At 64.4% G+C, this 23,660-nt stretch carries 17 protein-coding genes and 2 pseudogenes; 8 read left to right on the top strand and 11 right to left on the bottom strand.

Annotated elements, in window-relative coordinates; all coding sequences use genetic code 11:
- Both Q0R16_RS16090 and Q0R16_RS16085 read right to left on the bottom strand, forming a co-directional pair.
- A pseudogene (locus Q0R16_RS16090) lies at positions 1–305 on the bottom strand (dihydrodipicolinate reductase); the annotation flags it as partial.
- Between the two features lie 14 nt (positions 306–319).
- Positions 320–1,993 carry an MFS transporter gene (locus Q0R16_RS16085; RefSeq protein WP_295638373.1) on the bottom strand — a complete coding sequence of 558 codons (1,674 nt, stop codon included), beginning with the start codon at positions 1,991–1,993 and terminating at the stop codon, positions 320–322.
- Positions 1,994–2,132: 139 nt separating this feature from the next.
- Between Q0R16_RS16085 and Q0R16_RS16080 the strand changes: the two genes are divergently transcribed.
- Positions 2,133–3,389 (top strand): acetyl-CoA C-acetyltransferase, encoded by a 1,257-nt coding sequence (locus Q0R16_RS16080; protein ID WP_295638370.1) that lies wholly within the window; start codon positions 2,133–2,135, stop codon positions 3,387–3,389.
- Positions 3,390–3,477: 88 nt separating this feature from the next.
- On the top strand, positions 3,478–3,849 hold the full coding sequence (locus Q0R16_RS16075) for a MarR family winged helix-turn-helix transcriptional regulator (RefSeq protein WP_295638368.1): 372 nt from the start codon (positions 3,478–3,480) through the stop codon (positions 3,847–3,849).
- Here Q0R16_RS16075 and Q0R16_RS16070 read toward each other — a convergent pair.
- From Q0R16_RS16070 to Q0R16_RS16050, 5 genes are all read right to left on the bottom strand, one after another.
- Positions 3,846–5,237 (bottom strand): PepSY domain-containing protein, encoded by a 1,392-nt coding sequence (locus tag Q0R16_RS16070; RefSeq protein WP_295638365.1) that lies wholly within the window; start codon positions 5,235–5,237, stop codon positions 3,846–3,848. The genes Q0R16_RS16075 and Q0R16_RS16070 overlap by 4 nt on opposite strands.
- On the bottom strand, positions 5,237–7,444 hold the full coding sequence (locus Q0R16_RS16065) for a TonB-dependent receptor (protein ID WP_295638363.1): 2,208 nt from the start codon (positions 7,442–7,444) through the stop codon (positions 5,237–5,239). Before Q0R16_RS16065 ends, Q0R16_RS16070 begins: the two co-directional genes overlap by 1 nt.
- A gap of 90 nt (positions 7,445–7,534) precedes the next feature.
- A complete protein-coding gene (locus Q0R16_RS16060) occupies positions 7,535–7,969 on the bottom strand; it encodes a DUF2946 family protein (protein ID WP_295638360.1) in 435 nt (144 codons plus the stop codon).
- Positions 7,970–8,070: 101 nt separating this feature from the next.
- Positions 8,071–8,529, bottom strand: a complete 459-nt coding sequence (locus Q0R16_RS16055) for a UrcA family protein (protein WP_295638358.1) — start codon at positions 8,527–8,529, stop codon at positions 8,071–8,073.
- 345 nt (positions 8,530–8,874) lie between these two features.
- Entirely contained in the window at positions 8,875–9,363 is a 489-nt protein-coding gene (locus tag Q0R16_RS16050) for a fasciclin domain-containing protein (protein ID WP_295638383.1), read from the bottom strand.
- Between the two features lie 213 nt (positions 9,364–9,576).
- On the opposite strand from Q0R16_RS16050, the gene Q0R16_RS16045 reads away from it, so the two are divergent.
- Together Q0R16_RS16045 and Q0R16_RS16040 are read left to right on the top strand one after the other, a co-directional pair.
- Positions 9,577–10,467: a hypothetical protein gene (locus Q0R16_RS16045; protein ID WP_295638356.1), complete on the top strand. Its 891-nt coding sequence runs from the start codon at positions 9,577–9,579 to the stop codon at positions 10,465–10,467.
- Positions 10,468–10,681: 214 nt separating this feature from the next.
- Complete coding sequence (locus Q0R16_RS16040) at positions 10,682–10,837, top strand: hypothetical protein (RefSeq protein ID WP_295638353.1); 156 nt, start codon at positions 10,682–10,684, stop codon at positions 10,835–10,837.
- Positions 10,838–11,094: 257 nt separating this feature from the next.
- Here the strand turns inward: Q0R16_RS16040 and Q0R16_RS16035 are convergent, their stop codons facing one another.
- From Q0R16_RS16035 to Q0R16_RS16020, 4 genes and pseudogenes are all read right to left on the bottom strand, one after another.
- Positions 11,095–12,201: a DUF262 domain-containing protein gene (locus Q0R16_RS16035; protein ID WP_295638350.1), complete on the bottom strand. Its 1,107-nt coding sequence runs from the start codon at positions 12,199–12,201 to the stop codon at positions 11,095–11,097.
- Positions 12,198–13,340, bottom strand: a complete 1,143-nt coding sequence (locus Q0R16_RS16030; protein WP_295638347.1) for an adenine-specific methyltransferase EcoRI family protein — start codon at positions 13,338–13,340, stop codon at positions 12,198–12,200. The genes Q0R16_RS16035 and Q0R16_RS16030 overlap by 4 nt, the downstream gene beginning before the upstream one ends.
- 379 nt (positions 13,341–13,719) lie before the next feature.
- A pseudogene (gene lepA, locus Q0R16_RS16025) lies at positions 13,720–15,537 on the bottom strand (translation elongation factor 4).
- A gap of 54 nt (positions 15,538–15,591) precedes the next feature.
- Positions 15,592–18,201, bottom strand: coding sequence for an EAL domain-containing protein (locus Q0R16_RS16020; protein WP_295638379.1), 2,610 nt, complete (start codon positions 18,199–18,201; stop codon positions 15,592–15,594).
- Between the two features lie 362 nt (positions 18,202–18,563).
- Here Q0R16_RS16020 and Q0R16_RS16015 point away from each other — a divergent pair, with 362 nt between their 5' ends.
- The 4 genes from Q0R16_RS16015 to Q0R16_RS16000 form a co-directional block, all read left to right on the top strand.
- Entirely contained in the window at positions 18,564–19,349 is a 786-nt protein-coding gene (locus Q0R16_RS16015; RefSeq protein ID WP_295638344.1) for an alpha/beta hydrolase, read from the top strand.
- Positions 19,350–19,427: 78 nt separating this feature from the next.
- The gene (locus tag Q0R16_RS16010) at positions 19,428–20,750 is read left to right on the top strand and encodes an FAD-dependent oxidoreductase (RefSeq protein WP_295638341.1); all 1,323 of its coding nucleotides are present in this window, start codon (positions 19,428–19,430) and stop codon (positions 20,748–20,750) included.
- A 115-nt stretch (positions 20,751–20,865) separates the two neighbouring features.
- A complete protein-coding gene (locus Q0R16_RS16005) occupies positions 20,866–22,641 on the top strand; it encodes a D-aminoacylase (RefSeq protein WP_295638338.1) in 1,776 nt (591 codons plus the stop codon).
- A gap of 19 nt (positions 22,642–22,660) precedes the next feature.
- Positions 22,661–23,660 (top strand): NAD(P)-dependent alcohol dehydrogenase (locus Q0R16_RS16000; protein ID WP_295638376.1); only part of this gene is annotated, 1,000 nt, incomplete at its 3' end.

Genomic DNA, 23,660 nt, shown 5'->3' with positions numbered 1-23,660 from the left:
CGCGTGGTGACCACGTTCTTGCCCGAGGCGAGAAGCAGGCACAGCTCGTCGATATCGGTGCCCTGCCGCATGTAGAGCACGCAATCGGCCGGCGTGTTCACCATTGCGTCGACCGAATTGGTGGCGAGGATTCCGGTCTCGGGCGCACCACACAGTGTACCCGCGTCCTGCCCGACCTTGGCCGGATTGCTGACCCACAGCCCGGCCAGCTCCATGCCGGGATGCTCGATCACCGCGCGCAATGCACGGGTGCCGATATTGCCGGTGGCCCATTGGATCACGCGGATTTTCTTCGCATTCGTCATGGCGGCTCCAAAGGTCATGGCGGCAGGACCGCCGAGGCATCCTGATGAAGATCGGGCGAATCCGCGCGCCAGCGCACCGATCCGAACGGGCGTTCGAGCTTGCGCCGCACCACGCGCGGGGAGCCCGGCACGACATGGGTATCGACTGCGGCTTGCGCCTCGAGGTCAGCGGCGGTGTGCCGGTCGCGCATCCGCAGATAATCACCCCAGGCGGGGAACTGGTAGCGTTCGGTCCACACGCGCGGATCGGCGATGTCGCGCGACAGCGACCAGCCGAACGCGCCATTGCGCTGGCGCGAACGGCGCAACCCGCGCATCGCATCGTAGAATTCGCGCGCGTTGGCCGGATCGACCACGTAATCGAGCGAGATCACCACCGGGCCAGAACGCATCGTCAGCGCCATGCCCACTTCGGGCGTGTTGGGGATCACCACCTGCTGCGCCGCTTCGACCGAAGCCTCTGGCAAGCGCAGAACGAAGCCGAGCAGCGCGGTCAAAGCCAGCAGCGCGCCGCTCGCCTCCATCGCCGTGGCCACGCCATAATGCGTGGCGAACGCGCCCCACAAGCCGGCGCCGATCGCGATCCCACCAGTCAGCGCCGATTGGTAAAGCGACAGCGCGCGCGCGGTTACCCAGCGCGGTGCGGCCATCTGCACGCTGACGTTGAGCAGCGCCACGGTGACGATATTGGCCGCGCCCATGATCCCCAGCAGCACGCCGGTTGCCCACAAGTTGCGGCTGAGCCCGATCCCCGCCAGCGCCGCGCCGCCGATCACCGCCAGCGCGCGCAGCGATCCTTCGGTGCCGAACTTGTCGCGTGCCTCGGCCACCAGCAGCGCGCCACCCACCGCGCCCACGCCCGTCGCGCCCAGCAGCAGCCCAAACACGCCGGCATTGCCGTGGAGCAGGTCCTTGGCCACCAGCGGCGCCAGCGCGGCCGAGGAGGCGCTGACCGCGCCGAAGGCAAACGCGCGCGCCAGCACCGTGCGGATCGGCGCGGCGTGCCAGGCATAGCGCGCGCCCGACACGATCGCGCGGTCGATCCGCTCGGGCGGCAGCCGCGAAGGCACGTGCTTGCGCCGCCACAGCAGGAAAATCACCAGCAGCGGCAGGTAGCACGCGGCATTGATCGCGAAGGCCGCCTGCGCGCCCAATGCCAGCACCACCAGCCCGCCCAGCGCCGGGCCGAAGCTGCGCGCCAGGTTGTAGCTGATCGTGCCGAGCGCGACGGCCGGCGGCAGCAATTCGGGCGCGACCAGTTCGCCGATCGAGGCTTGCCACGCCGGGCCATAGAGCGCCACGCCGCCGCCGATCAGCGCGCAGCCAGCCAGCAGCACCCACGGGCTGGTCAAGTGGAAAAACGCCAGCGTGGTCAGGATCACGCCGCAGAACGAGGCGAAGGCAAGGCCCGTGATCGCGATACGCCGCCGGTCGAACATGTCGGCAATCGCGCCGGCGGGCACCGCCACCAGCATCAGCGGCAGCATCAGCGCGCTCTGCACCAGCGCGACCATCCCCGCCGACGTGGTCAGTCGCGTCATTTCCCACGCCGCGCCGACGCCCAGGATCAGTTGCCCGAAGTTCGACAGCAGGCTGGCGATCCACACGCGGCGGTAGAGCGGCTCGGCCAAAGGCGCGAAGCGGCCTACGCGGGGGGCGGTTATCGCGTCATTGGGAAGGCTGGCCATCACCCAGCCTAGGCGCGCGCGGGCTCACACGGAAATGCGGTTTGGCGATCAATCGCGGGTGCGATACGGAAGGTCTTGGCGTCACGAACGGCCATGCGATAGCGCGGGATCACAGTTCCAAACGCCCGAGAGGTCCCTCATGTCCGAAGCCTATATCATCGACGCCGTCCGCACGCCGCGCAGCATCGGCAAGGTCGGCAAGGGCGCGCTCAGCCACATGCACCCGCAGCATCTGGCGGCCACCGTGCTCAAGGCGCTCAAGGACCGCAACAACCTGGATACGTCGCAAGTCGATGACATCATCTGGGGCTGCTCGGCACAAGCCGGCCTGCAGGGCGGCGACATGGGCCGGATGGCCGCGCTCGACGCAGGGTTCGACATCAAGGCCAGCGGCGTGACGCTGGACCGGTTCTGCGGATCGGGCATCACCGCAGTCAGCCTGGCCGCCGCGCAAGTCATGTCGGGCATGGAAGACCTGGTCATCGCCGGCGGCACCGAGATGATGAGCCACGTGATGGATTACGGCGCCAAAGTCCGCGCGGCGGGCGTGGCAGCAGCGGGCGGGCTCGGCACCGGCAACGCGCGGTTGCAGGCCAAGCACCCGCAATCGAACCAAGGCGTGGCCGCCGACGCCATCGCCGCGATCGAGGGCATCAGCCGCGCCGATCTCGAAGCGTTCGGCGTAGAAAGCCAGCGCCGCGCGGCGGTGGCGATCAAGGAAGGCCGCTTCGCCAAGTCGACCGTGCCGGTGATGGACGATGACGGCAACGTCGTGCTCGATCACGAGGAATACCCGCGCCCCGACACCACCGTGGAGACGCTCGCCGGCATGAAGCCCGCGTTCGAGATGTTCCGCGACATGCCTTCGGGCCCCGGCGCCAAGACTTACGGCGAACTGATCCAGCAGAAGTATCCCGACGTCGAGATCAAGGGCGTGCACCACGTCGGCACCTCGTCGGGCGTGGTCGATGGCGCTGCGGCGGTGCTGATCGCCTCGAAGGACTATGCCGACGCGCATGGTTTGAAACCGCGCGGCCGCATCGTCGCCACCGCCAATATCGGTGACGATCCCACGCTGATGCTCAACGCGCCCGTGCCCGCGGCAAAGAAGGTGCTGGCCAAGGCCGGGCTGACCAAGGACCAGATCGACGTCTGGGAAATCAACGAGGCGTTCGCGGTGGTGGCCGAAAAGTTCATCCGCGACCTCGATCTCGATCGCGCCAAGGTCAATCCCAACGGCGGTTCGATCGCGCTCGGCCACCCGATCGGCGCGACCGGTGCAATCCTGATCGGCACCGCGCTCGATGAACTCGAACGCACCGGCGGGCGTTATGGCCTGATCACGATGTGCGCCGCGGGCGGCATGGCTCCGGCGATCATCATCGAGAGAATCTGAGGAGCATACCATACCGCTATCGCTCCCAGCCTCGACCTCGCGCGAAGTCGCACTCCGGATCGGCGTCATCGCGCGCCAGATGCGCAAGATGTTCGACGCGAGCGTGGGCGAGATCGGGATCACCCGTTCGCAGTGGACGACGATCGCGGTCGTCGCGGGCAAGCCCGGTGCCACGCAGCGTGAAATCGCCGAAGTCCTCGAAATGTCCGAGGCATCGGCGGGCCGGGTGATCGACCGGCTCTGCGCCGACGGCATGCTCGAACGCCGCCCCAAGGCGGACGACCGCCGCGCGCACAGCGTGTGGCTGACGCCCGCAGCGGCGCCGGTCCTCGAAAAGCTTTCGGACCTGGCCACCGGCCACGAAGCGACCGTCTTCGCCGGGATGGACACGGCCGAGATCGACACGCTCGAACGGCTGCTCTGCAAAGTTTACGCCAACGTCACCGAGCGCAGGGGCTAGCCGGGCACGCGCGCCGGTATACCCAGCCAGCGTGACAGTCCGGGCAGGCGCGGCAGCACCAGCCGCTCGACCAGTGCCACCGTCACCAGCGACAGCGTGAACAGCGGCAGCCACACCAGCAGAAACAGCGCCAGCACGCGGAAACCCCACCCGCGCGGCCATACCGGCCCGGTCAGCGCCGGCGGTGCCCCCAGCCCGCTCTCAGGCTTGCGGCGGCGCCACATCACGAAGCCGCTCACCACCAGCGTCACCAGCATCAGCGCGGTCAGCAGTCCGATCAGCTGGTTGACCCAGCCGAACAGCTGTCCCTCATGCCAGGCGACCCCCACCGCCACAACCTTGTCGATCGGATGGCGGCTGGCGAAATCCTCGCGGGCCACCAGTGCGCCGTTGCCCGCGTCGTAGCGCAAGGTCAGGCGCAGCGGTCGGTCCTGTGCTTCGGACTTGACGACCCAGCCGGTGGCGGGCTTGCCGGCGCCACCCTCGCCCGCCGGCGCGCCGGGCGGTACGACCACGGCGGGGAATGCAAGCTGTTCCGCATGGGCATGATCGACCATTGCGTCGAATCTGACGGGATCGAAGCGCGCCGGCGTGTCATGCGCCATCCCCGGCATCGCCTGCATCATCGCGGCATGATCGTGTTCCGCGTGGAGATTGCCAGCACCACCCGCAGGCCTTCCGCCCACGGTCCAGTCCTGCCGGCCCTTCACCCAGCCCATCTCGGCGCGCACCGCCTTGAATGCGCTGCCCCACACATCGGCCCACGGCAGCCCGGTGATCAGCAGCACCAGCGCCAGCGACGAAACCCAGAACCCGGCCACCGCGTGGAGATCGCGCCAGAACGGGCGACCGTGCGCGGTCCAGCGCGGCCACACCACACCCGCCAGTCCGGTGCCGCGCGGCCACCACAAGTACAGCCCGCTCAGGATCATCACGATCGCCCAGCTTGCCGCCAGTTCGACCAGCCAGCTTCCCGGCCGGCCGAGCAGCAGTTGCCCGTGGACCTTGCGATCCCACGCGATGATCCGCGCGTCGGGGTCGAGACTGCCGAGCACGCGCCCTTGCGGCGAGACGAACACATCGCGCATCCCCGCATGGCCGGGCAGCGCCAGATGGACCATCGCCGCATCGCCGGGCCGTTCGGGCAGGCGATAGAATATGAACTTCGCCCCCGGAAGCGCCGCCTGCGCCGCCGCCACTTGCGCCGAGGCCAGCACCGTCCCCGCCACGGGCTGTTGCTGGAACGACCGCTCCTCCCACCGTTCGATTTGCGGCTTGAACAAGTATGCCGCGCCCGACAGCGCCAGAACAAGGATCAACGGCTTGACCAGCAACCCGGCATAGAAATGCCAACGCCACACGGTGCGATAAATCGCTTTCGCGCTCATCACAGCTTCCAATGCAGCGAGGCGGTCACCGAGCGCTGCGGGAAAGGGTGGAACAGGAAATAGCGGTTGTTGTTGACGTTATCGATGCCGATGGCGGCATCGATCCGTTCGGTCAGCTTCACCGTCGCGCGCAAGTCCACCACGAAAAACGTATCGAAGCCTTGATACGTGTCGGCAAACACATCGCTGTTGTCGAGCGTGGCGAAATTGCGGCTCGAATAGCGCGCGGCGGCGGTCAGGCCCACGCGCGGGGTGGGCCGCCAGGTCAGCACCGCGTTGGCCTTCCAGTGCGGCACGCTGGGCAGCAAGCGCCCCACCGCCGCCGGGAACACGCTGTCCTTGCTGGTGATCGCATCGGCGTAAGTGACGCTGCCCTGGAAGTCGACGGTGGGGACAAAGTCGCGGCGGTCGATCGCCAGTTCCACGCCGCGCGCGCGGGTGCGATCCAGGTTCTGGACGAACGATGTGGTCGCGGTCAGCGTCGAACCATTGGGCTGGACCACGGCAAGCGGGCCGGTCTGCGAAATCAGCGCATCCTTCACCACCTCGTCGAACAACGACAACCGCACCAGTCCCCGCGCGTCCTTGTACTGCAACGCCAGTTCGCCCGAGCGCGCGCGTTCGGGGCGCAAGTTCGGGTTGGGGTTGGCGAGGACGGTGCCGACGGTGGTCACCTGGTACAATTCGCCCACGGTGGGGAAGCGGGTCGCCTGGCCGAACGAGGCTTTGACACTCCATGCCGGCGCGGGCCGCCATTCGAGCGTGGCCTTGGGCGAGAAGCCATCGGCGCTGCGCAGCGGTTGCGCAATGCCGGGGTTGGCGGCGGTAGTCTGGTTGAACCCGCCGTAGGCCCGCCACCACTCCTGCCGCGCGCCCAGCGTCAGCACGAACGCGGGCGCGAAGGCCCACGCATCCTGCACCCACAGCGCGGCGGTGCGGGTCTTGCCGAGCAAGGGGGCGCTGCGCGTGCCTAATACACCGCCGATCCAGTCGGCAGTGGCATAAGTCTGCGTGACCAGCTTGTAGCGATCGACATGCCCGCCGAATGACAGCACATGATCGCCCGAGCGCCACGCGGCTTTGGCGTCGAGCGTCCACCAGCCGGTGCCATCCTGCCGCTGGACCGTGCCCGCCCCCCCGGCAAACGCGCCAGGCAGCGCGGCGGTGGGGCTGGCCTGCGAATCCTTGCCGTAAGCGTAAAGCGTGCCGATGACCTTCCAGTCGAACGCCGAACTGTGTCCATCGAGCGCTGCTGCGTGCGAGAAATGGCGTTGGCGACGAAGGTACAACCCCGAATTGAAGCCCGAAGTGGAAGCCGGATTGCCCGCTGCATCGCGCAAGACCGTGTCCAGCCGGGTCCTGGTGCTGTCGAGGAACAGGCCGAGCGTGTAGCTGGCGCGCAAGCCATCGGTCAGATCATACGCGGTCTTCAGCTTGATCGTGTCCTCGACATGGTGATCTATATCGCCCGCACCCAGCACGCGGATGGCCGCGCCCAGCCGGTTGAAAGTGGCGATGCTGCCAGTGGTCGCCGCCGGTGCGCTGGCGGCCGTGACATAGACGATCGGCTGCGCATTGCTGACGGTGTGCGTCGCGGTCAACAGCACCGACAGCGGACCAAACTTGTTGCCGATCGAGGCCGAAGCCTGCCCGGTCGGCAGATCGAGCACCGTATTATACTGTTCGTGGTGCTGGTAGTTGGTGAGCACGGTCGCCTGCGCCTCCAGCTTGTCGGGCATGCGCGTGGTGATGTTCACCACGGTGCCGATCGAATTGCCCGCATAGGCGGCCGAAAACGGCCCGTAGAGCACGTCGATCGAAGCCACTTCCTCGGGCGCGACCAGGTTCCATTTGGGGCTGGCGCTGCCGTTGTTGTTGCCGATCAGGGCCGACAGCAGCGCGCCATCGGCATAGATCAGGCTGCGCGCGCTGCCCCCCAGCCCCGAGGTGCGCGTGGCGATCGGCGCGAAGTTGTCGCCGATCGAGCGTTTGCGGATGATGAGGCTGGGCGCGTATTTCAGCGCGTCCTCGACGCTCACCGCGTTGACGGTTGTGGCGATCTTCGCGGCGTCGATCGTGACGGTGGTGGCAGGCGGGTTGTCGATTGTAGCATTTGGCGGCGCATCAGCCTTCTGGCCGGTGACGAGGATTTCGCGCGGGGCATCGGCCGCCGCTTCTGCGGTCCACGCAGGCAGGATCGGGATCATCGGAAGGTCTTTCGCGGAGCCAGCGCGCGATGGCGCGGCCGGGGTCTCGGGCAATGGTGTGAAATCGGCGCGCCGGATCGCGCGCCGCAGTCAAACCCGCGCCGGAGGCCCGCGCAGTGGTGGCCGCAGCCCCGCAATCCGCGCCAATCGCAATGGTGGCGCGTGCGCGAAACCGATCGCCAGCACGAACGCCAGCGCCGCTACCAGCAGCACCGCATCGGCCCCACCCAGCGCCGCAAACGACAGCGCCGAAAACGCGCAGGCCGATTGGCTTCTGTTGTCGTGGCTATCCGAACCGGATGGTGACGGATCGGTCTTGCCGGAAACCGGTATCAGGATCTGCCGGCCCTGACCTGCGTTGCCCGATGCGTCGGCGCAGATCGATATCGCGAGCAAGTGCCCGGATGCGGCCGAACCGCCAGGCATGAACCCTGCCGGCACCAGCGCGCGCATCGCCAACGCCAGCGCGACCAGCCCGAAGGCCAGCCAGCGCCGGGTCAGCAGGAAAGTGCGCAAGGTTGCCATTCAGTCGCCGGCCTAACCAAGCGAGTGCGGGTTGTCACTCGCCATGTCGCACTTGCAGCAAACAGCGCGAGCGGCGCTGGCTGGTTTGTGGCTCTATCCTTTCAGCGAGCAACCGTGCGCGTGCCGAGCGTCAGCATCGAAGCGTGCTGGCCGCCGTTGAGCCGCGCCATCGCCGTGGTGCGCGTTTCGTCGCGGCATGTGCGCGTGCCCGCATCGTAGTACCCGGCGGTTGCCGTGCCATCGGCTCCGGTCATGTCGCACAGGATCGACGCAGCCCATTCCACTCGTGAAGCCAGCTTGGCATGGCCGGCAGCGCTGTTCGTATCGAGATCGGCGACATCGATCGACACCGTATAGCGGCCTTGCGCATCGGGCCCCATCGTCGTGAGCCAGCCGTGCTTTTTCGCGCGCTGCGCGGTAACGTGGGCCTGGATCATGCCTCCATCCGCCGCGATGGCGTGGTCTTGCGCCGATGCCAGGGTCGGAATTGCAAGCGTGGACAGGGCAAGCGCGGCAGTGGCGAGCGCGGGGGTGATGATGGCAGCAAATGCGTTCTTCATGGCGGTATCCTCTGTGGCTTGTTCAACACGTCCTGCGGTTTGCGCAAGAGCCCGGTTGCGCCGGTTCCACCAATCTTGTCATTTATGTGACACTGTGTAGTCAAACTGTAATATGGAAACCCTATACTACCGCCAAAGGTATTTTATAACGATCTGAAATGGCGCGCTTTTCTCTGTCCTCGGGAGCGGAACAAACGCGTCTTTTCGCCCGTTTCGCCGCTTCCTCATCCCCAAATCGCACACACAAAAAAACGCCCGTGACTGCAGGAAGCAGCCACGGGCGTTTGGTGCGCAAGTCCGCCAGGGGAGGGGGATCCGGCGGAGGTCGCTCCAGTCAGTGCCGGATCAGGGCATCAGCACCGTATCGACAACGTGGATCACGCCGTTCGACTGCAACACGTCGGCGATCGTCACCATCGACTTGCCGCCCTTGGCGTCGGTCAGCATGACGTGGCCGCGCATCAGCGATGCGGTCAGCGGTTCACCCTGCACCGTGGTGAGTACGGCCTTGCCCTTGCCGGCCTTGATCTTCTTGAGAAGATCGGCGCTGGTCACGCGGCCGGCAACGACGTGATACGTCAGCACCGTGGTCAGCGTACCCTTGTTTTCGGGCTTGATCAGCGTTTCGACCGTACCGGCCGGCAGCTTGGCGAACGCCGCATTGGTGGGCGCGAACACCGTGAACGGTCCCGGGCTCGACAGCGTTTCGACCAGGCCAGCGGCCTTGACCGCGGCGACAAGCGTGGTGTGATCCTTCGAGTTCACCGCGTTGGCGACGATCGTCCTGGTGCTGAACATCGCTGCCCCGCCGACCCTGGGATTGGCAATCGCCATGCTGGCAGTCGTCGCCATCGCAAACACGGCCACCGCGGCAGCCACATTGAATTTCCGCATGCAAAGTCTCCTCGTCCGGCAAGTCTTTTGCCGACTTCTGTTGCAAATACGCTTCGCAAAGCGTTTCGGCTCCCTTCCCAAAGGGTCAGGTCGGAGCCGTGCGCAAATTTCGCTGTCCTACAATCGACCATCCGTTGCAGGCTCCCCAGCGCCATGAAGACAACCACGCCCCCGCCCGCCCCCAAGCCCGCCCGCTCCCGCCCCGGCGCCTTGCCCGCCTTCACCCCCGTCCCGCGCATATCGCCGCGCCACACCGGCTGGACGCCCGAACGCCAGCTCGGCTTCATCGAGGCGCTGGCCGATCTCGGCAGTGTCCGCGCCGCCGCCAACGCCGTGGGGATGACCCCCGAAAGCGCCTACATGCTGCGCCGGCATGAACAGGCGACCGGCTTCCGCAAGGCCTGGGAAGCCGCGCTCGATCGCGGCGTCGAACGGCTGGAGGACGCCGCGATGGAGCGCGCGCTCAACGGCGTGGAGGTGCCCGTTTACAGCTACGGCAAGCTCGTCGGCACCCGCCGCGTGTTCAACGATCGCCTGCTGATGTTCATCCTGCGCAACCGCGCCGCGCAGCGTTTCAACGCCGGCACCGGCCGTGCGCTCACCCCCGCTCAGCAAAAAGCCGCCGCCGAAGCCGAAAAACGCAAGCTCGCCCGCCTGAAACAGCAATGGCGCCAAGAATGGCAAGCCGAACTCGAAGCCAGCCTGCCCACCGAACAGGAACTCTACGACCAGATCGACGCCAAGCTGCACGCCATGCGCGAACGCGAAGCCGCCGCCACCGTGCTGCTGGAAGACGCCCGCCAACACTGCCTCGACGATTCCGACCTCGACCCCAACGACCCCGCGCGGCGCTACCCCGCCCCCGACCCCGCGATGCTCCCCCCGCGCCCCGCCTGGATGTCAGGCCCCGCGCCGACGCAGACCGAACCCCGCATCACCCCGCTCGACCAGCTAAACGGGCACCAGCAATGGGTGAGGCACGTCGATCGCGGCCTGATCGGCCCGGCAGCAGACGCAGCGGCCTCGCCGGATCAAGAGGACTAAGAGGAGTGATGTGGGGGACACGAGCCCCCCCACGCCCCCGGAACCTTTTTGCGCCGCGCCCGCCCGATAGGCCGAGCCCTATCTCCCCTCCCGCAAGCGCGAGGCACTATACGTCCCCCGCCCGCTTGCGGGAGGGGCTAGGGGTGGGCAGCGGCAAAGCACAAACGCCCGCAAACCTACCAATCCCCCCGAACTTGCCCTAAAATCCGAAACCATGACCAAGCCATTCGAAAAAATCGCGGCCGGCCTAACCGATGCCATCGCCTACGCCGAGGGCAACACCACCAAGGCCCGCGCCGCGACCCGGCCAGACGTCAAACCAATCCGCGCCAAGACCAAACTCACCCAACCCAACACCCCGCCATGCTGAACTCGTTTCAGCATCCTCCGCGCCGATAAAGCCGAGGCCGATGTGCAGCAATGCCGCCCCGTCACGCCCCGCTCGATCCGTTCGAGGCACAGGCACCATGGATGCTGAACCAAGTTCAGCATGACGGGAAAGGGACCGCCACGCCACCGATGCCTCTGCGCGCACGCTGCTGGGTATGGTGGACGCGGACCCGCAAGCGGAACTGGTGTCGATTGGGCGAATGGCGGGGTAGGGAATGGGCATTTTGTCCCCGGAATTCATTTCCCGCTCTTCATCCGATTGTCGGGCATGCAAAGCATCTGGCAATTATCGGCTGTCGTCTTGCCGCCCTTGTGCCATGGGATTGCGTGATCCGCTTCCATTTCGTGAAACGCGAATTGCTTAGTGCAGACCGGGCAAATGCCCTTCTGCCGCGCGTATACTGCTTGCTTGGTTTTTTCGTCGAACGCCCGGAGGTTGAGAGTTTTGTCGTTTCCGGTGAGCAAGTAGGCATAAATGCCCGTCTTGTTCCCGACCTCGTCATCCTCGATCAACGACACAATGCGCTTCTCCAGTGCAGCGGAGTTCAGCTTGTCATTCTTATGCATATTGTAGAATCGACCCCAAGGCCGTCCACTCATCAAACGAACGCGAGCGCTGTCCTGATTAGGAAACACCTGCTTCACCCACGCGAATACCGCTTGCCAATATTGCCACAGTTCGTCTGCATCGGCATCTTGCTGATGCGCATCCATATACTGTTCGATCTGGCCACCAGATAACCAGTCGAGAGCAAGTTCAAGAGCCTCCTGTCGGTTCACCTTGACGTTGACCAACTTGTCGCGCCCTTCTTGCATAGCCGGTGGATTGTTCCGCGAAAACCAACGTTTGGCGTCCGCCAGCCATGGCCCGGTGTAGATGGCGTTGCGCAATTCCTGATCGGACAGTGCCACACCCGAAATGTTGATGACCTGAAACCAGTCCAGCTTTTCACTGTCGGTGCCGTCGCATACATAAACCGACAACTCATAGTCGTATATTTGCTGCTTCTGATCGGATGCGAGATTATGAAAACTCTTAGGCGATCCATCGATCATGACTGAATATTCGCCGCTAACATACTGACAAATGCTAATCGTACGCTGTTGCCCGTCCATCAGTTCGTAACCATCACCGGCAACCGCCCAATACATCGTATTGAGCGGGAACCCCTTGCGCACGGTGTCAATTACGGCGTCGCGCTGCTTCGGTTTGTAAATAAATTCGCGCTGATAAGCGGGGCGAATATTGAGCTTACCACCATAGCCGATGACACCCTGGTCACCATTATCGACGTAGCCCGCAACAAGAGAAGATATTTTGACTCTTTTCGGATCGACTTTCACGCGCTAAGTCTCCGTTTAATTAGCAAACGAGCATAGGTAGATACCAACCCAGCGTTGGTTAAAATAGCACCCCTGCGGTTCAAATCACCTGGGTTAGGCGCATCCTTATCCGTGTACTCTCTTGTTTTTAAACCGGAATTATTGTCTCTATCAGTAATGCCAATAATTTCAAACTGATCCGGGCTATAGCGATCAAGGAACGTTATGGGAACACCCATTGCATTTTCGTAGTCCATTGGAATATCAGCAGTTTTACCAACCTCAATCGCCGTATAGTTGTCATATGATGGGTATTCTTCGGGGTCATATCGCCGAAAAAGTGGGATGGGTTCATGCCGACTTTTGTGGTCTAAATTTGTAAACCATCGAACCCCTTTAACCCTTATATACTTTACACCACCCTCATCTACCCGGAAGCCCGCTGCCTCCAAAGGATAGTGCGCGGGCACGCGAAATTCTCGATCACCGCTTTTTATGCTAGGGCCAAACCAGACCAAATTTCGTTTGATAAGATCAAATGTTTCTTTATACGTCGCAGCGTTAACATTTCCTAGAACTACGAATTTCTTCTCGTACGCCATAAGCAGTGCAACAAATTCGCGAAATAACGAAAACGGTGGGTTGGTCACCACTACATCTGCCTGTTTCAGATATTCGACACACTCGCCACTACGAAAATCGCCCGGTCCATATTCCGAATCACCTTTTAGTGTCCGGCAGGTGTTCGTGTCGTTTCGCAGCAACCATTCCACGTCTGCAAGATCAATCGCACCGTCGTTGTTTGCATCGGGAACTTCGCTTATCTCAATCGCATAGGGCTCTTTGCCATCGGGCTTGAGGCCCGCCATATCCACCAGCGGGAGATAGCCGCCTGCGATCGTCGATTTGGCGTAGCTCGTCGCAATCAGCTTCTTAAGGCCCAACGCGTTGAAATTGAGCGCAAAGTAACGGAAGAAATTGCTTTCGTAAGGATCGTCGCAATTGCACAGAACGATCTTGCCGCGAAGTTGCGTGCGATAGTGCCTTAGTTCGTTTTCGATATCGACAAGTTGGGTGTAAAATTCGTCTTGCTTGGCATTGCGAGCGGCACCCAACATTCGGTTTCTGCGAGGCTCGCCCTCGGGTGCTTTCGTAGCCATAATCGCATTCCTCTGGTGTCGGGAAAGTCAAGAACACAAAGTGAACGCCGTTTCAAGCAGGCAGGTTGATATTTTCCCCAGTGACTGAGGGTCTTAGCGCTATGTGTTACGGCTTACCCTGACCCAAGGCGCAGCCCAAATTCTGGGATGTATGGGCGAAAGGCCCAACAAAGTCCGGGACATTATACCAAACACCGGGAGCGCGAGGGCGATGGCCCTCGCATTTATCCTTCTTTCTCAGAAAATCAAAAGAAGAAGTGCCCACCCCTAGCCCCTCCCGCAAGCGGGCGGGGGACTTTCTTGGCGCTGGCTCTTGCTCCCCGCCCGCTCGCGCGGAGCCGAAGGCGTTGCACAGCAACAGCGGTTGGGGGTGGGCTCTTTATTCCTCGCCCATCCGCAGCGCCGCGATAAACGCTTCCTGCGGGATCGAGACGTTGCCGTACTCGCGCATCCGGGCTTTACCCTTTTTCTGCTTGTCGAGCAGCTTCTTCTTGCGGCTGATGTCGCCGCCGTAGCATTTGGCGGTCACGTCCTTGCGCAGCGCGGCGATGGTTTCGCGGGCTATGACTTTGCCGCCGATCGCGGCCTGGATCGGGATCTTGAACAAGTGCCGGGGAATCAGGTCTTTCAGGCGTTCGCACATGCCGCGGCCGCGTTCTTCGGCGACGTCGCGGTGGACGATCATGCTCAGCGCATCCACCGGCTCGTTGTTGACGAGGATGCCCATCTTGACGAGATCGCCTTCGCGCAGGCCAATCTGTTCGTAATCGAAGCTGGCATAGCCGCGGCTGATGCTTTTGAGCCGGTCGTAGAAATCGAACACCACTTCGTTGAGCGGCAGTTCGTACTGCACTTGCGCGCGCCCGCCCACGTACGTCAGCCCGGTCTGCACGCCGCGGCGGTCCTGGCACAGCTTGAGGATGCTGCCGAGGTATTCATCGGGCGTGTAGATCATCGCCTTGATCCACGGTTCCTCGATCAGTTCGATGCGGCTGGCATCGGGGTAGTCGGCGGGGTTGTGGAGCATGATCTCGCGCGCATCGTCGGTGCGGCTGGCGCGCAGGACGATGCGATAGACCACCGATGGCGCGGTGGTGATGAGGTCAAGGTCGTATTCGCGGGTGAGGCGTTCCTGGATGATTTCCAGATGGAGCAGCCCCAGGAACCCGCAGCGGAAGCCGAAGCCGAGCGCGGCGCTCGATTCCATTTCGAAGCTGAAACTGGCGTCGTTGAGGCGCAGGCGGCTGATGCTTTCTCGCAGCTTTTCGAAATCGGCGGCGTCGACCGGGAACAGCCCGCAGAACACCACCGGCTGGACTTCCTTGAAGCCGGGCAGCGCTTGCGTGGCGCCGCCCTTGAGCGTGGTGATGGTGTCGCCCACGCGGGCTTGCGCCACGTCCTTGATCTGCGCGGTGATGAAGCCGATTTCGCCGGGGCCGAGTTCGGGGAGCTGTTCGATCTTGGGGGTGAAGCAGCCGACACGGTCGATCAGGTGATCGGTGCCGCCGGCCATGAACTTGACCGCGAGGCCCTTTTTCAGCACGCCATCGAGCACGCGCACGAGGATGACGACGCCGAGGTACGGATCGTACCAGCTGTCGACCAGCATGGCTTTCAGCGGCGCGGTGCGGTCGCCCTTGGGGGGCGGGATGCGGGTAACGACGGCTTCGAGCACGTCCTTGATGCCGATGCCCGACTTGGCGCTGGTGAGCACGGCCTGGCTGGCGTCGAGCCCGATGATCTCCTCGATCTGCGCCTTGACCGCTTCGGCATCGGCGGCGGGGAGGTCGATCTTGTTGATGACGGGGACGATTTCGTGATCATGCTCGATGGATTGATAAACGTTGGCGAGCGTCTGCGCCTCGACGCCCTGGCTGGCATCGACCACCAGCAGCGCGCCTTCGCAGGCGGCAAGGGAGCGGCTGACTTCATAAGCGAAGTCGACGTGGCCGGGGGTGTCCATGAGGTTAAGCTCATACGTCTTGCCGTCGTCGGCGGGGTAGGCCAGGCGGACGGTCTGGGCCTAGATGGTGATCCCGCGTTCGCGTTCAATATCCATGTTATCAAGGACTTGCTCGCTCATTTCGCGCGCCGTGAGGCCGCCGGTGAACTGGATCAGCCGGTCAGCCAGCGTCGACTTGCCATGGTCGATATGCGCGATGATGGAGAAGTTGCGGATCAGGGAAAGGTCGGTCATCGGTGGCCGGTTAGCAGGCCACGCCGCGTCCCGCAAACCCGCAGCAGTACAGATTCAGCCGACCTTGCGCTGGGTGACGGGTTCGGGTTCCTGAACCATAGTCGTCCGCGTGGAGACAGCCGTGATACGCCCGCCTTCGTCGAGTTCGAGCGGGCGCGAGAATTCCAAACCCATGCGGTTGTCACGGCACCAGCGCGTGGTTGCGGTAACCGGATGGCGCTCGCCCAGCTCGACGCGGAAGATGGTTCCCGCCGGCACGTTCCACAGCCCCTCCACCAAGGCGCCGGTGCGCGAGATATTGCGGATCATGGCCGGATAGCGGTGCCCGCCATGCTCCAGCACGATCTTGCGCAGCATCGATTGCCGCTCGCTCCGCGCCGCGCGCGGTCCTTGTGCCACTGCCACCAACCCCGTGCGCAAACGCGCCAGCGCGTCGGCGGGCGAGAGCGGCTTCTCGTAGATATAGCCCTGGACGTGGCTGCACCCCAGCATGCGCACCAGGTCGAGCTCATCGAGCGTTTCCACGCCCTCGGCGGTGGTTTCCATGTTGAGCGCTTCGGCCAGGCTGACGATTGCCGCGATGATCGCGCCATTGCGACTACCGGGCTGCGTTGCGCCGCGCACGAAACCCTGGTCGATCTTGATCTTGTCGAACGGCGCAGTCTTGAGGTAGCCGAGCGAGGAATAGCCGGTTCCGAAATCGTCGAGCGCCAGCCGCACGCCAATGCCCTTGAGCGCCTTGAACATGGCGTCGGTGCCATCGTCGTTGTTGAGGAACACGCTCTCGGTGATTTCGAGTTCGAGCCGATCGGGCGCGATTTGGGCGTGGGCAATCGCCCCCATGACGACCGAAGGCAGCGATGGGTTGGCAAACTGAATCGGCGAAACGTTGACCGCCACACGCACGTCCTCGGGCCAGGTCGCAAGGTCGGAACACGCCCTGCGCAAGGCCCATTCGCCGATCGGCGCGATCAGCCCGGTGTCTTCGGCGATGGGGATGAACTTGGCGGGCGAGATCCAGCCCCTGGTGGGGTGGTTCCAGCGCAGCAGCGCCTCGAACCCGGTAATACGCTCGGTCGAGGTCTGCACCACCGGCTGGTAATAGAGTTCAAGCGCGCCGGTGGTGACCGCATCGCGCAGTTCTTCCTCAAGCTTGCGCCGTTCCTGGGCATCGCTATGCAAATCGGCGGCATAAAAGTGATAGCAGCCGCGCCCGCGGTCCTTGGCGGCGTAAAGCGCAAGGTCGGCGTTGCGGATCAGCGCTTCGCTGGTCACGCCGTCTTCGGGCGCCAGCGCGATGCCCAGCGATGCGCCGATCATCACCCTGCTGCCGTCGATCGAATAGGGCTGCGACAACGTCTCGATCACCTGGTTGGCAAGCAGGCCAAGCTTTTCGCGCGGAATCTTGCCCGGCAGCACCACCTTGAACTCATCGCCGCCCAGCCGCCCCACGCGCCCGAACTTGCCCACTGCGCGCTCAAGCCGCTGCGCCACTTGCTTGAGCAGCGCGTCGCCGGCCGGGTGTCCGAGCGTATCGTTGACTTGTTTGAAGCGATCGAGGTCGATCAGGAACACGCAGCATTCGCGCTGCGCGACTTGCGGCGCGCCCAAGATCTTTTCGAGCGATTGCGACATCCGAAACCGATTGGAAAGGCCCGTCAGCGAATCGAACTGTGCCAGCCGCGAGGCGTTTTCCTGGCTGCGACGCTTTTCGGTAAGATCTGTGCCCGAACCGCGAAAGCCCTGGAAGTTGTCGAACGTGTCGTAAGTCGGGCGGCCATTGACCGACCACCAGCGTTCCTCGTCCTTGCACGCCGCGCGCACCGCCAGTTCGCTGAAGGCGGAGCGGGCCGAAAGGTGGAAGGTCAGCGTGCGTTCGCCCTCGCCCGAATGTTCAGCCAGGTCGAACAGTTCGGCCAGCGGACGCCCGATCACTTCATCGCGGTCCCGCCCGAGGATCTTGGCGACCGAACTCGACAAATAGGTAATCGCGCCGCGGCGGTCTGTCTCCCAGAACCAGCCCTGCCCGGTCTCCTCATAGTCCGACAGGATTTCCTCGGCGCGCATCTGCGCGCGTTGGCGCAGCGCCATCTGTTCACGCTGGTCCTCATCGATGCGGCGCTGGCGCAAGTAGGCGAGCCAGGCGATCCCCGCCGACATTGCCATCGTCAGCGCGCCCGCGATCGAGCTTACCGCACAGGCCACACCGGCCCAGCTTGCCAGTTGCACCGCCAGCACGCTGGCGGTGCGGCCCGAGGCGAGCACGCTCGCCAGCAGCGACACGATCACCAGCACCGCGATGCATGTCGGCCAACTGGCACTGCCATCGATCGCCCAGATCGCGGTGGCAGCTCCATAAAGCAGCAGCGGCACGGCAACCACCGCCAGGAACAGCGCGACGCGCATGGCCGTGCCGTGCTCCGGGCGGCGCTCGAACGCGCGGACCTTGCTGGTCAGCGCCACGATCATGCACCCCAGCACCGCCGGAAAGCTGACTGAAAGCGTCGGGATAGCGCGGTTGGCACCGGCGATCACCAGCAAGCCGATGATCATGACGATCGCCAGGTTGGGCCATTCGCGCGGAATCAATGACTGGATGTCGTCAGCGGCGAACAGCCTCATCAGCGCAGCGGATGGTCCATGGCCCGGTTCGGGCGGGTGCATTTCGCGCGCACGGTCGGTGCGCGCGAAATCGCGCCCACCCCGCTTTGCCGTGCCTGCCTGCCGCACTGTACTCAATCGAACCTCCGGACTGGATAGTGCTATTGCCGCGTAACCGTTTGAGGATCGGTTAAGATCGACGGGTGGAGAACAATCCAGAGCGGTGGCTTTTGCTGCAATTGCGAAGATGCTAGGGGTGCGGGTATCAGGCATGATGTCCACTGGGCCCGGCGAAATTCCAGGGGTCACTTGTACGCAGCCACAATGGGGGAAGCATCCTGACGACCATTACGCATCCTGCTCGTCGTTCCGAAACCGCAGCAGGCGCAGCGTCCGCGCCCAGCGCTGCGCCAGGCGCGTTTTCGATGATGACCGTGGCTGGCCGCCGGCTGCGGGTTGCCGACTGGAAGGGGCCGGACTGGCACGACACGCCCGATGCACCGCCGCCGCTGGTGCTGTTCACCGGGCTCGGCATGAACCTGGAAATGATCGAGCCGGTCGTGCGCGCGCTGCCCGAACGCCGCGTGATCAGCTTCGACGCGCCCGGCATCGGCAAATCGCCCGATGCCTTCCTGCCCTACACGATTCCCGGGCTTGCGCTGACCACCGGGTTGCTGCTCGATCGGCTGGGGGTGGACAAGATCGATCTTGCCGGGTTCAGTTGGGGCGGCGCGCTGGCGCAACAGTTTGCTTTCCAGAACCAGGCGCGCGTGCGCAAGCTGGTTCTGGCCGCCACCAGCGCCGGCGCAGCCATGCTCCCCGGCAGTCCCACGATCATGACCGAACTGATGGACCCGTTCCAGTTCACATCGGCGCGCCCACTCAGGAAAACGCTGGCGATGTTGTACGGCGGTGGCGCGCACGATCCGGTTTCGCTCAACGCGGCGCTTCCACCGACACCCTGGGGCTGGACGTGCCAGCTCGGTGCCTATGCCGCCTGGACCAGCCTGCCGTTCCTGCCATTGCTAGACTTGCCCACCCTGGTGATGACCGATGACGATGATCAGATCGTGCCCCCCGCCAATGGCGAAATGCTCCATACCCTGCTGCCCAACAGCCGGCTGGTCCGGTTCGGCGGAGGCGGTCATCTGTTCATGCTGACCCGGCGGAGCGAGTTCGTGGTGGCGTTGACGGAGTTCCTTGATTCCTGACTTGCGCCGGCCTTGCACGGGCGCTTCCCTTTTCGCGCACGGCGGCTAGCATGGCGCGATACCATCGGGGAGACCAGCATGCGCCATATCGCGATCGTCGGATCGGGCCCCGCCGGCTACTACTCCGCCGAAGCCGCGCTCAAGCGGTGGGGTGATCAAGTCGCGATCGACGTGTTCGACAAGCTGCCGGTGCCGTACGGCCTTATCCGCAGCGGCGTGGCGCCCGATCACCAGTCGATCAAGGCCGTGACCCGGCGCTACGAACAGACCGCGCTTTCGGCCAACGTGCGCTTTGTCGGCCATGTCGCGATCGGCCAGGACGTGTCGATCGCCGAGCTTAGCCAATTGTACGATGCGGTCGTGCTGGCCACCGGCGCGCCGCGCGACAGGCCGCTGGACATGCCGGGCGAGCACCTCGGCAATGTCCTGGGCAGCGCGGCATTCGTGGGCTGGTACAACGGCCATCCGCAATTCGCGCAGCTCGATCCCGACTTGCACGGGACCGACGCGGTGGTCATCGGCATGGGCAATGTCGCGCTCGATGTCGCCAGGATCCTCGCCAAGACCCGCGCCGAATTTGCCGGATCGGACATCGTCGGACACGCGCTCGACGCGCTCGGGTCATCGCGCCTCCAAAGGATCACGATCGTTGGCCGTCGCGGGCCGCACCAGATCATGATGACGCCCAAGGAACTGGGCGAACTTGCACATCTTGCCCGCGGCGCACCGCGGGTCGATCCGGCCGATTTGCCCGAAATCGGCGAAGACGCGCTGCTCGAACCAGGATTGCGCAAATCGGTCAACCACTTGCGCGCTTTTGCCGCGATTCCAGAACACACCCGCGCCGACCTCGAGATCGACGTGGCGTTCGATTTCTTCGCGTCGCCCAAACGGCTGATCGGCGATGTTGCGGGCAAAGTCACCGGGATCGAGGTCGAACGCACGACCGTCATGGCCGGGCGCGCGGTCGGCACGGGCGAGACTTACGTGATCCCCGCCGGCCTCGTCGTCGCGTGCATCGGTTACCAGACATCACCGATCGCGGGGGTACCGTTCGATGAGCGCGCCGGACGCTTTGCCAACCACGAAGGGCGGGTTCTACCGGGCCTTTATTGCGTCGGCTGGGCGCAGCACGGGCCTTCGGGCACGATCGGCACGAACCGCCCCGATGGCTTCGGCGTGATCGAACGCATCGCGGAAGACTGGGAAACAGGCGCTGTGACCGGCAGGAAAGCGGGCAGTGCGGGCTTCGATGCGCTGGCGCGCGAACGCGGGCTCAATGTGATGACGTTCGACGACTGGAAGACGATCGAACAAGCCGAAACCGCCCGCGCCCGCGACGACGCCCCGCGCGAGAAGTTCGTCGACATCGCCGCGATGATCGCCGCCAGTTCGGCGTAAGGCACCAGGTGCCGCAAGACCATTGACAGCACCCCCTGCTCCGGGCCTTAATCGCGCGGTTAAATCAACGCGCCCAACCGGCCATTACGAGTCGGTGCACCGCAGGAGAGAGCCCATGCAACCGCGCACCCAAGCCTACGATCTCGTCATCCGCAACGGCACCGTGGTCGACGGAACCGGCGCCCCGCGCTTCACTGGCGACATTGCGGTGCGCAATGGTCTGATCGTGGCCGTCGGCACCGTTCAAGGACAAGGCCTGCGTGAGATGGACGCAAGCGGCAAAGTCGTCGCGCCAGGCTGGGTCGATATCCACACACACTATGATGGCCAGGCCACCTGGGACGCCGAAATGGCGCCGAGTTCGTGGCATGGCGTCACCACCGTGGTCATGGGCAATTGCGGCGTGGGCTTCGCGCCCGCCGCGCCCGAGCGGCACCAGTGGCTGATCTCGCTAATGGAAGGCGTCGAGGACATTCCCGGCACCGCCTTGGCCGAGGGCATGAAGTGGAACTGGGAGAGCTTCCCCGAATATCTCGATGCGCTCGAAGCCATGCCGCGCAGCATCGATGTAGGCACCCACGTCCCGCACGGCGCGGTGCGCGCTTATGTGCTGGGCGATCGCGAAAAACCCGGCGCGGTGCCGACCGATGCCGATATCGACGCGATGTCGGCGATTGTCGAAGACGGTTTGCGCGCCGGCGCGCTCGGTTTCTCGACCAGTCGCACGGTGATCCACAAGTCGGTCGACGGCGAAGTGGTGCCGGGCACCACCGCCACCGCAGACGAACTGATCCGCATCGGCCGCGCGATGGGCCGTGTCGGCCACGGCGTGTTCGAAATGGCCAGCGACATGAAGCGCGAATGGAACGAGTTCGCGTGGATGGGCGCGCTCAGCCGCGAAACCGGACTGCCGGTAACGTTCGCGGCGTTGCAGTCGATCGCCAAGGAACTGTCGCTCGACGAGCAGATTTCCGAGATGCGCCGCGAGAATGCGGCAGGCGCCAATATCGTCGCGCAGATCGCGTTGCGCGGCAACGGCATCATCATGGGCTGGCGCGGCACGGTCCACCCGTTCCGCTTCCGCCCGTCGTACGTGGCAATCGCCGAGCTGCCATGGGACGAACAACTCGCCAAGCTGCGCAATCCCGCCTTCCGCGCAACGATGCTGGCCGAAGCCAACGTTTATCCCGAAAGCGACATCATCCACCTGCTGCGCGTGATCGGCGAAGTGTGGACGCACCAGTTCGAAATGGACGCCAGCTTCGATTACGAGCCCGGCGCCGACGCCAGCATCGCTGCGCGCGCGGCCGCCCATGGGGTGAGCGCGGACGAATACGCCTATGACCTGCTGATGGCGGACGATGGATGCGGCATGATCTACCTGCCGATCCTCAATTACGCCGACGGCAATCTCGATTTCCTGGAACCGCTGCAACTGGCTGACGATACGGTGAACTCGCTGTCCGACGGCGGCGCGCATTGCGGCACGATCTGCGATGCCGCCAGCCCGACGTTCATGCTCCAGCACTGGGTGCGCGATCGCAAGCGCGGGGCCGATAAGCCGGGCGGGCGGATCACGCTGGAGAACGCGGTGAAGCGCCAATGCCGCGATACCGCGCGGCTTTACGGGCTCGACGATCGCGGGGTGATCGCGCCGGGCTACATGGCCGATCTCAACGTGATCGACATGGACGCGATCGCGCTGGGCAAGCCGTGGCTGGCGTTCGACTTGCCCGCGGGCGGCAAGCGACTGCTGCAAAAGGCCGAAGGCTACGTCGCCACGATCAAGGGCGGCGTGGTCACGTTCGAGAACGGCGCCTGGACCGGCGCGACCCCCGGCGGGCTGATCCGTGGGCCGCAGCGCGCCGAACTGCGCGAAGCCGCCGAATAAAGAAGGACAACCCATGACGCTGAACGCAATCCGGCTGAAAGCGCCGGGCGGGCTCGATTCGCTCTGGCTCGACACGCTGGCCGATCCGGGCGCGCCGGGGCCGGGCGAGATCCGCGTCAGCCTCGCGGCCAGCTCGCTCAACTACCATGATTACGCGGTGGTGATGGGCATGATTCCCACTGCCGACGGACGGATTCCGATGTCCGACGGCGCCGGAACGGTCGAAGCAGTCGGCGAAGGCGTCACCCAGTTCAAGGCCGGCGATGCGGTCGTCTCGACCTTCTTCCCCGACTGGATCGACGGCCACCCGCCCGTCACCGCCTTCAAGACCGTGCCCGGCGACGGCATCGACGGATACGCCCGCAGTGCGGTCGTCACGCCGCAAGCGTGGTTCACCCGCGCGCCCGCCGGTTATTCTGCGGCCGAGGCGGCAACGCTGACTTGCGCCGGGTTGACAGCATGGCGCGCGCTGTTCGTCGACGGCGACTGCAAGCCGGGATCGACCGTGCTGATCCAGGGTACGGGCGGCGTTTCGATCTTTGCGCTCCAGTTCGCCAAGGCGGCCGGCGCGCGGGTGATCGCCACGTCATCGAGTGACGCCAAGCTGGAACGCTTGCGCGCGATGGGTGCGGACTACCTGATCAACTATAAGGAAACCCCGGCGTGGGGCGCAAAGGCGCTCGAACTGACCGGCGGCGTGGGCGTCGATACCGTGGTCGAGATCGGCGGCCCGGGCACGCTCGACCAGTCGATGATGGCAACCCGCGTGGGCGGCCATATTGCGCTGATCGGCGTGCTGACCGGCTATTCCGGGCCGGTGCTGACCGTGATGCTGATGGGCAAAAACTTGCGCGTACAGGGCCTCACGGTGGGCAGCCGCGCGCAGCAACTGGCGATGATCGCAGGGATCGAGGCCAACGGGATCAAGCCGGTGATCGACAGCCATTTCGCGCTGGCGGATCTGGCGGATGCGTTCCGGCACCAGGCAAGCGGCGCGCACTTCGGCAAGATCGTGGTGG

Source organism: Novosphingobium sp. (assembly GCF_025351285.1).
Lineage (GTDB): Bacteria > Pseudomonadota > Alphaproteobacteria > Sphingomonadales > Sphingomonadaceae > Novosphingobium.
This window is presented reverse-complemented; position numbering and strand designations above follow the sequence as displayed.

Bases quoted from the DNA above. Each gene is read 5' to 3' on its own strand.
- Q0R16_RS16085 (WP_295638373.1), bottom strand. From the start codon at position 1,993: ATGGCCAGCCTTCCCAATGACGCGATAACCGCCCCCCGCGTAGGCCGC.
- Q0R16_RS16080 (WP_295638370.1), top strand. From the start codon at position 2,133: ATGTCCGAAGCCTATATCATCGACGCCGTCCGCACGCCGCGCAGCATC.
- Q0R16_RS16075 (WP_295638368.1), top strand. From the start codon at position 3,478: ATGTTCGACGCGAGCGTGGGCGAGATCGGGATCACCCGTTCGCAGTGG.
- Q0R16_RS16070 (WP_295638365.1), bottom strand. From the start codon at position 5,237: ATGAGCGCGAAAGCGATTTATCGCACCGTGTGGCGTTGGCATTTCTAT.
- Q0R16_RS16065 (WP_295638363.1), bottom strand. From the start codon at position 7,444: ATGATCCCGATCCTGCCTGCGTGGACCGCAGAAGCGGCGGCCGATGCC.
- Q0R16_RS16060 (WP_295638360.1), bottom strand. From the start codon at position 7,969: ATGGCAACCTTGCGCACTTTCCTGCTGACCCGGCGCTGGCTGGCCTTC.
- Q0R16_RS16055 (WP_295638358.1), bottom strand. From the start codon at position 8,529: ATGAAGAACGCATTTGCTGCCATCATCACCCCCGCGCTCGCCACTGCC.
- Q0R16_RS16050 (WP_295638383.1), bottom strand. From the start codon at position 9,363: ATGGCGATTGCCAATCCCAGGGTCGGCGGGGCAGCGATGTTCAGCACC.
- Q0R16_RS16045 (WP_295638356.1), top strand. From the start codon at position 9,577: ATGAAGACAACCACGCCCCCGCCCGCCCCCAAGCCCGCCCGCTCCCGC.
- Q0R16_RS16040 (WP_295638353.1), top strand. From the start codon at position 10,682: ATGACCAAGCCATTCGAAAAAATCGCGGCCGGCCTAACCGATGCCATC.
- Q0R16_RS16030 (WP_295638347.1), bottom strand. From the start codon at position 13,340: ATGGCTACGAAAGCACCCGAGGGCGAGCCTCGCAGAAACCGAATGTTG.
- Q0R16_RS16020 (WP_295638379.1), bottom strand. From the start codon at position 18,201: ATGCACCCGCCCGAACCGGGCCATGGACCATCCGCTGCGCTGATGAGG.
- Q0R16_RS16015 (WP_295638344.1), top strand. From the start codon at position 18,564: ATGATGACCGTGGCTGGCCGCCGGCTGCGGGTTGCCGACTGGAAGGGG.
- Q0R16_RS16010 (WP_295638341.1), top strand. From the start codon at position 19,428: ATGCGCCATATCGCGATCGTCGGATCGGGCCCCGCCGGCTACTACTCC.
- Q0R16_RS16005 (WP_295638338.1), top strand. From the start codon at position 20,866: ATGCAACCGCGCACCCAAGCCTACGATCTCGTCATCCGCAACGGCACC.